This window comes from Streptomyces sp. S186, assembly GCF_051603415.1.
Classification (GTDB): Bacteria; Actinomycetota; Actinomycetes; order Streptomycetales; family Streptomycetaceae; genus Streptomyces.
Window position 1 is genome coordinate 2,903,240 of the sequence record NZ_CP193932.1, and the last position, 13,927, is coordinate 2,917,166.

13 protein-coding genes are annotated in these 13,927 nt (G+C 74.4%); 5 read left to right on the forward strand and 8 right to left on the reverse strand.

What is annotated here, in order from left to right; genetic code table 11:
- Positions 1–111: 111 nt before the first annotated feature.
- Positions 112–2,076, forward strand: coding sequence for a transglycosylase domain-containing protein (locus ACRAS8_RS11980; protein ID WP_438485915.1), 1,965 nt, complete (start codon positions 112–114; stop codon positions 2,074–2,076).
- A gap of 34 nt (positions 2,077–2,110) precedes the next feature.
- On the opposite strand, the gene def is transcribed toward ACRAS8_RS11980, so the two are convergent.
- From def to ACRAS8_RS12020, 8 genes are all read right to left on the reverse strand, one after another.
- The gene (def, locus tag ACRAS8_RS11985; RefSeq protein WP_438485916.1) at positions 2,111–2,740 is read right to left on the reverse strand and encodes a peptide deformylase; all 630 of its coding nucleotides are present in this window, start codon (positions 2,738–2,740) and stop codon (positions 2,111–2,113) included.
- Positions 2,741–2,864: 124 nt separating this feature from the next.
- Positions 2,865–3,863, reverse strand: coding sequence for a tetratricopeptide repeat protein (locus ACRAS8_RS11990; protein ID WP_438485917.1), 999 nt, complete (start codon positions 3,861–3,863; stop codon positions 2,865–2,867).
- A gap of 363 nt (positions 3,864–4,226) precedes the next feature.
- Positions 4,227–5,474 carry an HD-GYP domain-containing protein gene (locus ACRAS8_RS11995; protein WP_438485918.1) on the reverse strand — a complete coding sequence of 416 codons (1,248 nt, stop codon included), beginning with the start codon at positions 5,472–5,474 and terminating at the stop codon, positions 4,227–4,229.
- Positions 5,471–6,874, reverse strand: coding sequence for an HD-GYP domain-containing protein (locus tag ACRAS8_RS12000; RefSeq protein ID WP_438485919.1), 1,404 nt, complete (start codon positions 6,872–6,874; stop codon positions 5,471–5,473). Before ACRAS8_RS12000 ends, ACRAS8_RS11995 begins: the two co-directional genes overlap by 4 nt.
- 276 nt (positions 6,875–7,150) lie before the next feature.
- Positions 7,151–7,543 (reverse strand): mycothiol system anti-sigma-R factor, encoded by a 393-nt coding sequence (gene rsrA / locus ACRAS8_RS12005; RefSeq protein WP_438485920.1) that lies wholly within the window; start codon positions 7,541–7,543, stop codon positions 7,151–7,153.
- On the reverse strand, positions 7,540–8,241 hold the full coding sequence (locus tag ACRAS8_RS12010; RefSeq protein ID WP_438490438.1) for a sigma-70 family RNA polymerase sigma factor: 702 nt from the start codon (positions 8,239–8,241) through the stop codon (positions 7,540–7,542). Before ACRAS8_RS12010 ends, rsrA begins: the two co-directional genes overlap by 4 nt.
- 326 nt (positions 8,242–8,567) lie before the next feature.
- Entirely contained in the window at positions 8,568–9,215 is a 648-nt protein-coding gene (locus tag ACRAS8_RS12015) for an alpha/beta hydrolase family protein (RefSeq protein WP_438485921.1), read from the reverse strand.
- A gap of 54 nt (positions 9,216–9,269) precedes the next feature.
- Positions 9,270–10,100 (reverse strand): SOS response-associated peptidase, encoded by an 831-nt coding sequence (locus tag ACRAS8_RS12020; RefSeq protein ID WP_438485922.1) that lies wholly within the window; start codon positions 10,098–10,100, stop codon positions 9,270–9,272.
- A gap of 43 nt (positions 10,101–10,143) precedes the next feature.
- Between ACRAS8_RS12020 and ACRAS8_RS12025 the strand changes: the two genes are divergently transcribed.
- The 4 genes from ACRAS8_RS12025 to ACRAS8_RS12040 all read left to right on the forward strand — a co-directional run bounded on the left by ACRAS8_RS12025 (position 10,144) and on the right by ACRAS8_RS12040 (position 13,864).
- Positions 10,144–10,854 carry a M50 family metallopeptidase gene (locus tag ACRAS8_RS12025; protein ID WP_438485923.1) on the forward strand — a complete coding sequence of 237 codons (711 nt, stop codon included), beginning with the start codon at positions 10,144–10,146 and terminating at the stop codon, positions 10,852–10,854.
- Positions 10,855–11,029: 175 nt separating this feature from the next.
- Positions 11,030–12,382 (forward strand): 3-phosphoshikimate 1-carboxyvinyltransferase, encoded by a 1,353-nt coding sequence (gene aroA, locus ACRAS8_RS12030; protein ID WP_438485924.1) that lies wholly within the window; start codon positions 11,030–11,032, stop codon positions 12,380–12,382.
- Between the two features lie 13 nt (positions 12,383–12,395).
- Entirely contained in the window at positions 12,396–13,403 is a 1,008-nt protein-coding gene (gene rsgA, locus ACRAS8_RS12035; protein ID WP_438485925.1) for a ribosome small subunit-dependent GTPase A, read from the forward strand.
- Between the two features lie 137 nt (positions 13,404–13,540).
- The gene (locus tag ACRAS8_RS12040) at positions 13,541–13,864 is read left to right on the forward strand and encodes a DMT family transporter (protein WP_438485926.1); all 324 of its coding nucleotides are present in this window, start codon (positions 13,541–13,543) and stop codon (positions 13,862–13,864) included.
- Positions 13,865–13,927 lie beyond the last annotated feature (63 nt).

A 13,927-nucleotide genomic window follows, 5' to 3' on the forward strand; every position in this document is an offset into this window, starting at 1 on the left:
TCTGATCCCGGCCGCCGGGCCTGTCGTTCCGGCCGCCCGCCGAATGTGAGCGTTCGATTAGCGGGCGGCCGGAGCGGCAACCGGAAGCCTGCCCACCACATCTACGCAGACATGGAGGGCAGGAAAACGGGCACGAAGAAGAGCCGCCGGTACATCGACTATCCCCGCCTGGGCCGCAAGGGGGTGCGCCGCTGGCTGCCGTCGTGGCGCCTGTGGCTGGGCACGTTCGCGTTCGGCCTCGCCTGTCTGGCGGGGCTGTTCGCGTTCGTCTACGCGAAGGTCGACATCCCCAACGAGAACGCCCAGGCCGCCCGCGAGGCCACCGTCTACTACTGGGCGGACGGCAGCCAGATGGTGAGCGTCGGCGCCGTCAACCGGCAGAACATCTCCCTCGACAAGGTGCCGAAACCCGTCCAGAACGCGGTGATAGCGGCGGAGAACGCCACCTTCTACGAGGACCACGGGGTCTCGCTCACGGGAATCGCCCGGGCCGCGGTGAACATGATCTCCGGCGGGGACACCCAGGGCGGTTCGACCATCACCCAGCAATACGTGAAGAACACGTATCTCTCGCCGGACCAGACCGCCACCCGCAAGGTGAAGGAATTCATCATCGCGCTGAAGGTCAACAACCTGAAGTCGAAGGCGGAGATCCTGCGCGGCTATCTCAACACCAGCTGGTTCGGGCGTGGTTCGAACGGTATCCAGGCGGCCGCGCACGCCTATTACGGCATCGACGCCAAGGACCTGAATCCCAGTCAGGGGGCGCTGCTGGCCGCGCTGTTGAAGGGCGCCGAGCAGTACGACCCGGGGCTGGGCAAGGCCAACCACGAGCGGGCGGAGGCCCGCTGGAAGTGGATACTCGACCGGCTGGTCGCCACCGGCGCGATGAGCAAGGAGGAACGGGCGCAGTACCGGGAATTCCCCGAGCCGCGCCCGGTGGCCAAGCCCACCAGCCAGGCCGGCCAGATCGGCTATCTCGTCGACATCGCCAACAAGTTCGTGAAAAGCGCCACCGGGCTGACCGACAAGGACCTGGCCCGCGGCGGCTACCGTATCCACACCACCTTCGACAAACAGCGCACCCGCCGCCTGGAAAAGGCGGTCGACGACGTCCGCGAGAAGAACCTCGACCCGAAGAACCGCGCCGCGGACACCTACGCGGAATTCGGCGCGGCCTCGGTGCGCCCCGGCGACGGCGCGATCGTGGCGCTCTACGGCGGCGCGGACGCCACCCGGCACTTCAGCAACAACGCGGACACCACGGCGGTCCCGGCCGGCTCCGCCTTCAAGCCGTTCGTGCTGGCCGCCGCCCTCCAGCAGGAGGCCGAGCAGTACGGCGACCAGCCGCGCCCGGTGGACGCCCCCGGCCGGGCCGAGGAGCTGCGCGGCGCCCTGCTGCAGGGCACGAACGTGCCGTTCGTCCGGGCCGGGAAGCAGTTCGGGCTGGCGCGGATACGGGACCTGGCGCTCGGCCTCGGACTGCGCAAGGAGAGCCTGGCGCAGCTGGAGCAGACCTTCCCGCTGGGTACCTCTGCGCCCAGCGCCGTCCGGCTGGCCAGCGCGTACGCCACCTTCGCCGACGGCGGGCTGCACGCCGAGCCGTACGCGGTCGCCAGGATGACCTACCAGGGCGCGAGCGTGCCGGGATTCGAGCGTCCCGAGCCCCGGCGGGTGGTGGCGCCGTCGGTGGCGCAGGAGATGACCAACACCCTGTCGGGGCTGGGCTGGCGGGCCCTGGGCGGGCCGGACGGCAAGCCGGTGCGGCAGCCGGTCGCGGCCGCGGTCACCGAGGCCGGGGACCGGATGAAGTCGGCGTGGTTCGTCGGCACCCCGCCGCGGCCCGGCGCCTTCGACTGGCGTCCCGGGCCGGGCACCGGGGCCGGCTCCGGCGTGCGCGCCGCGCGGACTCCCGACGGCGGGGACGGCGCCGAACCCACCACCGCGATCACCCTCTTCCGCAACAAGCCGGGCGCCCCGCAGCTGCTGCCCCTGAACGGCATCGGCGGCCCCGACACCGGGCTGGGCACCTCGCTCCCGCCGCAGGTCTGGGCCGCCTACCAGGGCGCCGCCTGACGGGCGCCCCGCTCCCCCGTCCGTCCCGGACGCGTCAGTCGTTGGGGACGACGGGGTAGCGGGGCTCCCGCTCGGCCATCTGCTTCAGCGCGTCCTTGCGGTCCCGCTTGGAGAGCCGGTCGATGTAGAGGTAGCCGTAGAGGTGGTCCGTCTCGTGCTGGAGGCAGCGCGCGAAGTAGCCGGTGCCCTCGACCACGATCGGCTCGCCCTTGGCGTTCTGCCCGCGGACCACCGCGTAGTCGGGGCGGGGCAGCTCGGCGTACGCACCGGGGACGGACAGGCAGCCCTCGTTGGAGTCGTCCAGCACCCGGCGGCCGGCGGGCAGCTCGTCCAGGACGGGGTTGCAGACCGCGCCGACGTGCCGGACACCCTCGTCGTCCGGGCAGTCGTAGACGAAGACCTTGAGGTCCACGCCGATCTGGTTGGCGGCCAGGCCGACGCCCTCGGCGGTGCGCTGGCTGGCGAACATGTCGTCGATCAGCTGCGCCAGCTCGTCACCGAACTCCGTGACGTCCTGGCACTCCTTGTGGAGGACCGGGTTGCCGACCACGGTGATCGGACGGGAGGTGCCGCGCTCCCGGTGGGCCGCCTCGCGCTCCGCGGCGTCCGTGACGTCGTCGACGAACGCGACGCTCTCCTGCTGATCACTGTCCTGCTGGGCCATCTCCGCCGTATGCCTTCCTGCAAAACCCTCGGGTAACGCCCCAAGCCTACGGGGACCCGGCCGCCGCCAGGGCCCGGCCGCCGTACTCGCGGCCGCCGCCGGCCCGCGGCCCGGCGGCCGGGCGTCAGCAGACCTCTTCGAGATCGCGCCATTCGCGGGTGTCCGGGCTGTCCGCGACCCAGCCGTCCAGCAGGCCGCGCACCAGGGCCGCGGGCGCCGCGATGCCGCACTCGCGCTCGGGGACCCAGAGCGAGCCGGAGCCGGCGGTGCGGTGGCCCAGCGGGCCGGGGTGGCCCGGCTCGCTGTGGTCGTGCGGGTCCAGGTGCTCGCCGTCGCCCTCGTCGCTGGGCATCCGGCTCTCCGAGCACGTCCGGCACAGCAGCCGCACCGACGACGACCAGTCCTCCGCGGCGAAGCCGGCGTCGGCCGCCAGCTGCTCCAGCGCGTCCCGGTCGGCCTCGGCGGCGGCCTCCAGCAGCACCACCCAGGTGGGCACCGGCGACGGCGCCCACAGCTCGATCTCGTCGAAGACCGGGAACGTCCGGGTCTCGCCGCCGACACCGGTGGTGGTCCGCTCGCCGTGCGGGACGCCGTCGTGCAGCACCACCTCGCCCCAGCGCCGCCCGGAGGACGGCAGCGGGATGGACAGCACCTCGATGCGGGCCGGGTCCAGCCGGCGGCCCCAGACCACCTCGGCCTCGCCCTCGGGCGAGAGCCGGACCGCGGCGCTGCCCAGCGCCATGCCCCGTGGCTCCCCGGTGGGCGTGCCCTCGCCGGGGACCTTCAGGCCGTACGCCTGCCAGGCACGGCGGGCCAGCGGCCAGTCCTGGAGGGCGGTGGCGGCGATGCCGACGTTCCACCAGTCGGGGGCCCCGGTCTCGCGGTCCAGCAGCGCCACCGCGCGCAGTCCGGCGGCCCTGGCCTGCTCCCAGTCGTGCCGGAACTTGTGCAGCAGCGCGAGGTTGAACCAGGACTCCGACAGCCACGGCTCCATGTCCGCCGCGCGGGTCAGCAGCGCCCCCGCGTCCTCGTAACGGCCGTCGCCGATCAGCGTGAAAGCGCGGTCGGTCGCCTGCCGCCACGAGGCGGAAGGCCGGTGCCGTACCTTGCCGAAGATCTTCACGATTCCCGCCTGCTGGTTGCTCTTGTGCCGCTCCGGAGGCGTCCCGGGCGGCGCCCGGGGCCTTCTGGGGGCCCACTCGACAACCTGCCACAGATTGCCGTCGGGCTCAGCCTGGTGTGCTGCGCCCCCGTGCGGCTCATGCCCTGCGCCGACCCCCTGAACCCCCGTGCGGGGGGCTCTCTTCGCATCCAACCATGCCCATCTCGTGGGCCGCTCATTACCCATGGGTTCCCGGGCGGTGGATGGGCCGGGAACACCGCGCGGCAAGGGTGTACGGGGCCCGTACCGGGGCGTGCGAAGCCGTTCCGCGCCCCGGCGCGCACACCGCTCGCGATCGGCCCGCCCGGCCGCCGCGGAGATCCGTCAGAAGCGCCCCAGCACCCGGGCGAGCGCCGCGACGACCGCGGGCTCGTGGTCCCGGGCGGTGGCCAGCCGCAGCCGTTCCAGGGCGCGCAGCCGCCCGGCGGGCCCGGCGGCGCCGGCCACGAGGTCGTCATAGGCGTTGACGGTGCGGACGATACGGGCGGTGACCGGCTGTTCGCGGTACGGATCGGCCTGCCGCTCGACGATCACCGCGACCTGCGGCGGGGCCCCGGTCTGCCGGGCCACGGCGCCGCCCAGCAGCGCGATCCGGCGCTGTTCGGCGGGCGGCAGCGGGGCGGTGGCGCCGTCCGGCACCGGGTCGACGAGCGAGAGCTGGCCGATGTCGTGCATCAGGGCGGCGTGCTCCAGGACGTCCAAGTCCGGTCCGCCGAGCCCGAGTTCGCGGCCGACCTCGCGGCTGAGCGCGGCGACCCGGCGGGCGTGGCCGGGCGGGGTGCAGCCGGCGATCTCGGTGGCGCGGGCCAGCGAGGCGATGGTCTGGCGGTAAGTGGCGCGCACCGCCGCGTACCGGCGGAAGGCGATCTGGGTGAGCAGCAGCGGCAGGCAGCACACCGGCAGCGCCCACAGCCCGGCGGCGGCGACGGCCAGCGCGATCACCACGCCGGTGGCGCAGATGGCGGTGCCGATGCCGGTCAGCGCCCGCAACTCGTCGCGCAGCAGCGGCCCGTACGGCCGGCCTGTCCGGGCCCGGGCCAGCGCGGCCGCCAGCACCGCGTCGCACAGCGCGGTGAGCGCCGGCACGACGGCCAGGCAGAGCAGACGGAGCGGGCCGGCGGCTCCCCAGGCGGGCAAGGCGCCGGTGTGGCACAGGGGTTGGCAGCAGGTGGCGGCGAAGCCGACGGTCAGCACCCGGCGGGCCGGCGGGTCCCAGGCCGGCCCGCCGCCGCGCGCCAGATAGGGGACCAGTCCGACGAGCCCGGCGGCCATCACCACCGCCACGGTCTGCGCGACGCCGTGCGCGGCCGGGCGGCCGCCGGCCGCGTCGAGCAGCGCGTAGCCGAGCGCCCCGGCGGCGCCGAGCGGGGCGCCCGCCCGCGGGCCGGGGCCCGGCGCCGCCGCGGCCGGGCGGGCGGGGACCCGGCGCACCGCCTCGCCGGCCGCGATCAGCACCCCGAAGGCCAGCGCGGTGTGCGGCGCGGTGATCCCGTGCCACAGGGTGTGGCCCAGGCTCCAGCAGGCGAGTACGGCGGCCGGCCCGTACACCCAGGCGGTCGCGCGGCGGCTCATCGGGCGGCGCCGCGGCCCGCGCCCGGCCGGTGGCCCCGGGCCGGCGCGACGTTTCCGCGCCCCGCCGGGACCACGTCCGGCGTCCGCTCCTCGCCCGCGGTCACCTGCTCCGGCCGCCAGCCGTGCCGGTCGACGGCGGCGGCCAGCGCCCGGACCATCCGCGGGTCGAACTGCGTCCCGGCACACCGGCGAAGCTCGGCGACCGCGGCGGGGACCGGGCGGGCGCGCCGGTAGGAGCGCGTGGAGGTCATCGCGTCGAAGGCGTCGGCGACCGCCACCACCCGTGCGCACTCCGGGATTTGACGCCCCATCAGTCCGTAGGGGTAGCCGCTGCCGTCCATCCGCTCGTGGTGGTGGAGGATCGCCGCCCGCGCCTCCCCCAGGAAGCCGATCCCGCGGACGATCTCGTGGCCGTACTCGGGGTGCAGCTCGATGATCCGGCGCTCCTCCGGGGTCAGCGGCCCGTCCTTGCGCAACACCCGGGTGGGGACGCCGAGTTTGCCGACGTCGTGCAGGATCCCGGCGAACCGCAGCACCTCCAGCCGGTCCTCCGCCATGCCCAGTTCCCGGGCGATCAGCACCGACGCCCGGCCGACCCGTTCACTGTGCCCGCGGGTGTAGCGGTCCTTGATGTCGACGGCCTGTACGAGGGCGCGGACGGTGGCCTGGTGCGCGGCGCGTTCGCGTTGGTACTGCGCGGACGCCCAGCAGGACAGGTGCACCGGCAGCAGCACCGGCAGCGCCGCCGGCGGCCCGTACGCGCTGTGCCAGAGCACCGCCATCATCAGCCCGGTCAGCCCGTGGACGAGGTGCGGGACCGGCAGCCGGGCCGCCGGGCCGCGCCAGGCGGTGCGCGGCGGATGCCGCTCGGCGAGGACCAGCACCCCGCCACGGAGCCCGATCAGCACGGCGCAGAAGGCGCAGGACGCGGCCAGCGCCGGCACCAGCAGCCGCGGGAAGGGGGCCGCGGCCGGTGCGGTGGGGCCGGCGGCCCGGAAGACCTGGGCTGCCGTCCAGGCGGCGAGGGCGAGTTCGGCGGTGTGCCAGACCCGGCGGGCGGCGGGCCAGGGCCGGGCGGCCGGGGCGAGCAGGGCGCCCGGTACGGCGGCCAGGGCGGCCAGCGGCGGCGGCAGCAGGAAGGATCCGGCAAGAACGACGGGGGTGGCCCAGCCCGGGGGAAACGTGCCGGGCGCGGGGTCGGGGCCGGTGTCGCGCCGCGCGGGGCCGTCGGTCAGCGGACAGCGGCGCATCCGCTCGCACAGGGCGTGGAGGGCGCCGAGGGCCAGTGCGCAGGTCCAGGGAGCGGCGGCGCCGAGCCGGGCCGCGGGGGCCGCGCAGAGCGCCGCGGCCAGGGCGGCACAGCCGATGTACAGCCGTGCGGCCGCCGGAAGTTCCCGCATCGCGCCCTCCTCACCCTCCCCGAGCCGTCGCTGGGTGGTGGGGGTGCCCCCAGCGTTGCCGGGGGAGCGCCCCCGGCCCGACGCACCCGCCGTCACGGCGGGAGGCCGCGCACCGCGGGGGTCCGGCGAGAATAGAGGGGCCGCGGCGCCGGAGAAGGCGCATCAGCGGATCGAGTGGGACGGATCGCCCCGCCCCTCACCCCGAGGAGTGAGGGAGCTGCACGTCCGTTCGACGCATGGACGAGCCGCCGCACGGAGACGGAGCCGTGCGGGCTCCTATTCGGCGTGCGCGGTGTTGCCGGGCGCGTCGGCCTTCGAGGGCGCTGCGGCGGCGTCCCGGGCGTCCGCCGCCCGCTCGCGCTGGGCCTGTTCGTGCCGGGCCTGGTCCAGGACGCTCACCTCGGGCACGGTCTCGCCGGCCCGGATCAGCTCGATCCGGCCCATGACCTTGGACCGGAGGTCCGAGGGGACGTCGTCGTGTCCGCAGCAGCGCTTGACGAGCTTCTTGACGGCCTGCTCCAGGCCGTACTTCTCCAGGCACGGCGAGCACTCGTCGAGATGGACCTGGAACTCGGCGCACTCCCCGGCCGGCATCTCCCGGTCGAGGTACTCGTAAAGGTGGTCAAGGACCTCTGAGCAGTCCTTCTCGTGCGGCTCTCCGCAGCTCATGATCCCGAGCCTTTCCGGTCGTGCGACTCCGGCGTCCGCGCGGACTCCGTCTGGGCGGACGCTCCCGCCGGGACCAGCCCGCGCTCGCGGGCGTAGTCCTCCAGCATGCCGCGCAGTTGGCGCCGGCCGCGGTGGAGACGGGACATCACCGTGCCGATGGGTGTCCCCATGATGTCCGCGATCTCCTTGTACGCAAAGCCCTCGACGTCCGCGAGATAGACGGCGATCCGGAACTCCTCGGGGATCGCCTGGAGCGCGGCCTTCACGTCCGAGTCGGGGAGGTGGTCCAGCGCCTGCGACTCGGCGGAGCGCAGACCCGTCGACATATGGGACTCGGCGCGGGCGAGCTGCCAGTCCTCGATCTCGTCGGCGGCGCTGCGCTGCGGCTCACGCTGCTTCTTGCGGTAGGAGTTGATGAAGGTGTTGGTGAGGATGCGGTAGAGCCATGCCTTGAGGTTGGTGCCCTCCCGGAACTGGTGGAAGGACGCGTACGCCTTGGCATACGTCTCCTGCACCAGGTCCTCCGCGTCGGCCGGATTGCGCGTCATGCGCAGGGCGGCGGAGTACATCTGGTCGAGGAAGACGAGGGCGTCCCGCTCGAAGCGCGCGCTGCGCTCGACGTCGCTCTCCGTCCGGCCTCCGGTCTGCTCCGCAGCCGAGCCGTCGGTCCCTGCGTCGGTTCCGGTGACCGGACCCACCTCCTCCAACACCACGGCGGATCCCGCGGCTGCCGCCGCGGTCCCTCTCGATTCGGAGAATAGACGACGATCCGGTGCCGCCGCCGCTCCAGCCAGGGCTGACTGCGCCCCCTGCGTCTGCGGCCACTGCAGGTCGGCGGCCGGGCGGGCCGGGCAAGCGATTCCCATGCGGCGGACTCCCATTCCTCGTGCACGCTGGCTGTACTCCACTGCCTTCGCCTGGCACAACAGCGGCGCCGGTCCGGATCATTCCCGGCCGGGCAGGCCATTTCCGCGCCCGTCCGAGCAGCCCGCGGCCGGGCCCCGCGCGGGGAGTCTGGACGCCGTCAGCCGAACATCCCGTCCAGCCACGCCACCACCGCGTCGGTGAGCACCGCCATCGACTCCGCCTCGGTCACCCCCGCCGACTTCGGCACCGCGAAGCCGTGGTCGCCGTGGGCCACCTCGGTGAGCACGGTGCCCGCGGGGAACTCCTCGGGGCGCCCGAACGGGTCCCGGCCACCCTGGACGACCAGCGTCGGCACCCCCGCGTCCGTCAGCTCCTCGGCCCGGGACTTCTCCGGCTTGCCCGGCGGGTGCAGCGGGAAGCTCAGCGCGAGCACCGCGTGCGCGCCCAGCTCGCGCGCCGTCCGGCAGGCCACCCGGGCACCGGCGCTCCGGCCGCCCGCGATCACCGGCAGGCCGGGCTTCTCCAGCGCCGGCCACAGCGCGGTCCACCCGGCGTCCAGCGTCTTCGGCGCGGGCGCCAGCTTCTTGCCGGCGACCCGCCACGGCTGCTCGACCAGCGCCACGGTGTAGCCGCGGGCCGGCAGCGCGGCCGCCAGGGCCCGCAGGTCGCGGGCCTCGATGCCGCCGCCCGCGCCGTGGCTCACGGCGACCACGGCCCGGGCCGGCTCGGCGTGGCGGTACCAGAAGATCCGGGCCTCGCCCGCCGGCGTCGCGACCGTCTCGCTCTCGTTCGCCCTCGTACTCATACGCCCATCCTGCCCGGGGCGGGCCGGGGACGGCGGCGCGGCCCGCCCGGCCGGTCAGAACAGCGTGCCGACCTCGGGGCCGTCGAGTTCGGTGACCAGCTCCGGCCCGTTGTTGCGGACGTTGCTGACGCCGGTGGGGACCGGGAAGGCCCGCATCAGCCCGGGCGGCGGCGGGGCCAGCAGCGCGCGGAGCTCGTCGGGGTCGCTGCGGGACGGGTCGAGCCAGGCGTCCCAGCGGTCCGGCGGCAGCACCAGCGGCATCCGCGGGTGGATGTCGGCGAGCGCCTGCGGGCCCTCGCCGCCGTCGGCCCCGGCCAGCGGGGTGGTCTCGGCCTCGATGGTGACGACCGTGCAGGTCACCCACCAGGCCAGCGGGTGGCCGGCGGGCAGCGTGCGGTCCCGCCAGAACTCGTAGAGCCCGGCCATCGCCATCACCGAGCCGTCCGCGGGCGTGACGAAGTACGGCTGCTTGCGGGGGCGCTTCCGGCGGCCCTCCTCCTCCAGCTGCCGCTCGTCGGCGCCGGTGACCCACTCGAAGTAGCCGTCCCCGGGGATCAGGCAGCGGCGGGCCCCGAACGCCTGCCGGAAGGACGGCTTCTCGTGCACCGTCTCGGACCGGGCGTTGATCATCCGCGCGGCGCCCTCGGGTGACTTCGCCCACGACGGGACCAGGCCCCACCTGAGCGTCCGCAGCTGGCGCACCGGCCCGGGCGGGAAGGCGGCGGCGCCCGCGCCCTTGAGGGGACGTTCCAGTACCACCTGGACGTTGTCGGTCGGGGCGATGTTCCAGCTGGGCGCCGGCGTCTCGGCCGGCTCCCAGTGCTGGACCCCGAAATCCTCCACCAGTTCCTCGGCCTGTCGGCTCGCCGCATACCTCCCGCACATGCATGCCACACTGCCATGCACCCCGAAGGGAGACGCGGAGAGCATGGACACCCACTACACCGACGTCTGGGACCGGGTCTTCTCGGCCCAGCCCGGCCCGTCGCTCTGGCTGGTGATCGTCACCGGCGTGCTGGCCCTGGGTGCGGTCGTCCCGCACACCGCCTGGCGGCTGTCGCGGAACGCCGTCACCATCGCGCACGAGGGCGGCCACGGGCTGATCGCCCTGCTGACCGGCCGCCGCCTGGACGGCATCCGGCTGCACTCGGACACCTCGGGGCTGACCGTCTCGCGCGGCAAACCGCACGGCCTGGGCATGGTCCTGACCGCCGCGGCCGGCTATCTCGCCCCCTCGCTGCTGGGTCTGGCGGGCGCCGCGCTGCTGGCCGCCGGGCACACCACGGCGCTGCTGTGGGGGGCCACCGGGCTGCTGCTGGCGATGCTGGTGATGATCCGCAACGCCTACGGCGTGCTCACCGTCGTGCTGGCGGGCGGCACCTTCCTGCTGGTGTCGTGGCTGACGGCGCCCGAGGTGCAGGCGGGGTTCGCGTACGCGGTGGTGTGGTTCCTGCTGCTGGGCGGGGTACGGCCGCCGTTCGAACTCCAGGGGAAGCGGCGGCGCGGCGGGGCCGGCGACTCCGACCCCGACCAGCTCGCACGGCTCACCCATGTCCCGGCCGGTGTCTGGCTCGGTTTCTTCCATGTGGTGACGGTGTGCTCCCTGATGGGCGGCGGTCGCTGGCTGCTCGGTATATGAGGAGCGGAGGTCCTCAGCGGTGGCACCCGGTAACCCACATTCCGTATGTCGGTGTGGTCGCTGTTGCCCCGGAGAGGCCCACTGCCTGCGGTTGCACCACGAGAGCCGTGTTTCGCACAGGTTGCGACGCTTTTGATCAAGATCGGTACCCTTGTCCAGCCATTAAAGTAAGGGCATGACCGAGAGCCCCGCCCTCCCTGCCCTGTGGCCTGCCCCCGTCGCCCCCGGGGCGGTCGATGCGACCGTCACCGTGCCCGGCTCCAAATCGGTCACGAACCGCGGCCTGGTCCTGGCCGCCCTGTCCTCCGAGCCGGGCTGGCTGCGCCGCCCGCTGCGCTCCCGGGACACCCTGCTGATGGCCGAGGCGCTGCGCGCCCTGGGCGTCGGCATCGAGGAGACCGCCTCCTCCAGCTCCGCCGGCACCTCCGGCGGCGAGGCGTGGCGGATCATCCCCGCCGGCCTGCACGGCCCGGCCACCGTCGACGTGGGCAACGCCGGCACGGTCATGCGCTTCCTCCCGCCGGTCGCCGCGCTCGCCGACGGCCCGATCCGCTTCGACGGCGACCCGCGCTCCTACGAGCGCCCGCTGGGCGGCGTCATCGACGCGCTGCGCGCCCTGGGCGCCCGGATCGACGACGACAACCGCGGCGCGCTGCCGATGACGGTGTTCGGCGGCGGCGCCCTGGAGGGCGGCGCGGTGGAGATCGACGCCTCCTCGTCCTCCCAGTTCGTCAGCGCCCTGCTGCTGTCCGCGCCGCGCTTCAACCAAGGTGTCGAGGTCCGGCACGTCGGCGCGGCGCTGCCCTCGATGCCGCACATCCGGATGACCGTCGACATGCTGCGCAGCGTCGGCGCCCAGGTGGACACTCCCGAGGCGGGCGGCGAGCCGAACGTCTGGCGGGTCACCCCCGGCGCCCTGCTCGGCCGCGACCTGGTCGTCGAGCCGGACCTCTCCAACGCGCAGCCGTTCCTGGCCGCCGCGCTGGTCACCGGCGGCCGGGTCACCATCCCGGACTGGCCCGAGCACACCACCCAGCCCGGCGACGCGCTGCGCGAGATCTTCACCACCATGGGCGGCACCTGCGAACTGACCGAGGACGGCCTGACCCTCACCGGCAGCGGCCGGATCCACGGCATCGACGTCGATCTCGGCGAGGTCGGCGAGCTGACCCCGGGCATCGCCGCCCTCGCCGCGCTCGCCGACTCGCCGTCCACGCTGCGCGGGGTGGCGCACCTGCGGCTGCACGAGACCGACCGGCTGGCCGCGCTCACCAAGGAGCTCAACGAACTCGGCGGCGACGTCACCGAGACCGCCGACGGCCTGCACATCCGGCCGCGTCCGCTGCACGGCGGGATCTTCCACACCTACGAGGACCACCGGCTGGCCACCGCCGCCGCCGTCATCGGCCTGGCCGTCGAGGGCGTCGAGGTGGAGAACGTCGCCACCACCGCCAAGACCCTGCCCGACTTCCCCGCGCTGTGGACGGAGATGCTCGATCCGGCGTCCGCCCCCGCCCGGAGAGTCTGAGGACCGCCGCACCATGCGCCGCTACGGCAAGAACCCCGATGAGGACGACGTCCGCGTCCGGCCCAACCGCAAGGGCAACCGGCCGCGGACGAGCATCCGCCCCAAGCACGAGGACGCCCGCGAGGGCCTGGTCCTGACCGTCGACCGGGGCCGTCTGACGTGCCTGATCGACGACCGCAAGGTCACCGCGATGAAGGCCCGCGAGCTGGGCCGCAAGAGCGCGGTGGTCGGCGACCGGGTCGCGGTGGTCGGCGACCTCAGCGGCGCCAAGGACACCCTGGCCCGGATAGTCCGGGTCGAGCCGCGCAGCTCCACGCTGCGCCGGACCGCCGACGACACCGACCCGTACGAGCGGGTGGTGGTCGCCAACGCCGACCAGCTCGCCATCGTCACCGCGCTCGCCGACCCCGAGCCGCGGCCGCGGCTGATCGACCGCTGCCTGGTCGCCGCCTACGACGCCGGGCTGGACCCGCTGCTGGTGCTGACCAAGTCCGACCTGGCCGCACCGGACGCGCTGCTGGAGTCCTACGGCGCGCTCGGCGTGCCGTACGTCGTCACCAACCGCGAGGAGCTGGCCGACGGCAGCGCCGCCGAGCGGGTCCGGGAGCAGCTGACCGGCCGGATGACGGCGTTCGTGGGGCACTCCGGGGTGGGCAAGACGACCCTGGTCAACGCCCTGGTGCCGGAGCGCCGCCGGGCCACCGGCCACGTCAACGCGGTCACCGGCCGCGGCCGGCACACCACCACCTCGGCGCTGGCCCTGCCGCTGCCCGGCGACACCGGCTGGGTCATCGACACCCCTGGCGTGCGGTCCTTCGGGCTGGCCCACATCGATCCGTCCCGGGTCATCCACGCCTTCCCGGACCTGGAGCCCGGCACCGGCGAGTGCCCCCGGGCGTGCAGTCACGACGAGCCGGACTGCGCGCTGGACGCGTGGGTGGCCGAGGGGCACGCCGACCAGGCCCGGCTGTACTCGCTGCGGCGGCTGCTGGCGACCCGCGAACGGCGCGAGGGCGACTGATCGGGCCAATCCCCCTGCCGCCCGTCCGGGCCGCGGGCATAATCACCCTCACACCAGGACCGGTCCCCTCCGATCCGATCCGGTCGTGACAGGTCGCCTGGCTGAAGCAGTCACCGAGCTGACGGAGGCAATGGGATATGGCGTGGCTGCTGGTCGTGGTGGCGGGCCTGCTGGAGACCGGCTTCGCGGTCTGCCTCAAGCTCTCGCACGGCTTCACCCGCCTCTACCCGACCATCGCCTTCGCGGCCTTCGCCCTGGGCAGCTTCGGCCTGCTGACGATGGCGCTGCGCAAGCTCGACGTCGGCCCGGCGTACGCGGTCTGGACCGGCATCGGCGCCGCCGGCACCGCGATCTACGGCATGGTCTTCCTCGGCGACCTGGTCTCCACGCTGAAGATCATCTCCATCACGCTGGTGATCGTCGGGGTGATCGGGCTCCAGCTGTCCGGCTCGGCGCACTGACGCCCCCGGGGCGCCCGCATAGCCCGTGAGCCCGGCGAAGGCGCCCCGCACCAGCCGGGCGAC

Excerpts from the sequence above, each read along its gene's own strand:
- ACRAS8_RS12015 (WP_438485921.1), bottom strand. The coding sequence starts at position 9,215 with ATGAGTACGAGGGCGAACGAGAGCGAGACGGTCGCGACGCCGGCGGGC.
- ACRAS8_RS12000 (WP_438485919.1), bottom strand. The coding sequence starts at position 6,874 with ATGCGGGAACTTCCGGCGGCCGCACGGCTGTACATCGGCTGTGCCGCC.
- ACRAS8_RS11995 (WP_438485918.1), bottom strand. The coding sequence starts at position 5,474 with ATGAGCCGCCGCGCGACCGCCTGGGTGTACGGGCCGGCCGCCGTACTC.
- rsgA (WP_438485925.1), top strand. The coding sequence starts at position 12,396 with ATGCGCCGCTACGGCAAGAACCCCGATGAGGACGACGTCCGCGTCCGG.
- aroA (WP_438485924.1), top strand. The coding sequence starts at position 11,030 with ATGACCGAGAGCCCCGCCCTCCCTGCCCTGTGGCCTGCCCCCGTCGCC.
- ACRAS8_RS11980 (WP_438485915.1), top strand. The coding sequence starts at position 112 with ATGGAGGGCAGGAAAACGGGCACGAAGAAGAGCCGCCGGTACATCGAC.
- rsrA (WP_438485920.1), bottom strand. The coding sequence starts at position 7,543 with ATGAGCTGCGGAGAGCCGCACGAGAAGGACTGCTCAGAGGTCCTTGAC.
- ACRAS8_RS12025 (WP_438485923.1), top strand. The coding sequence starts at position 10,144 with ATGGACACCCACTACACCGACGTCTGGGACCGGGTCTTCTCGGCCCAG.
- def (WP_438485916.1), bottom strand. The coding sequence starts at position 2,740 with ATGGCCCAGCAGGACAGTGATCAGCAGGAGAGCGTCGCGTTCGTCGAC.
- ACRAS8_RS12020 (WP_438485922.1), bottom strand. The coding sequence starts at position 10,100 with ATGTGCGGGAGGTATGCGGCGAGCCGACAGGCCGAGGAACTGGTGGAG.
- ACRAS8_RS12040 (WP_438485926.1), top strand. The coding sequence starts at position 13,541 with ATGGCGTGGCTGCTGGTCGTGGTGGCGGGCCTGCTGGAGACCGGCTTC.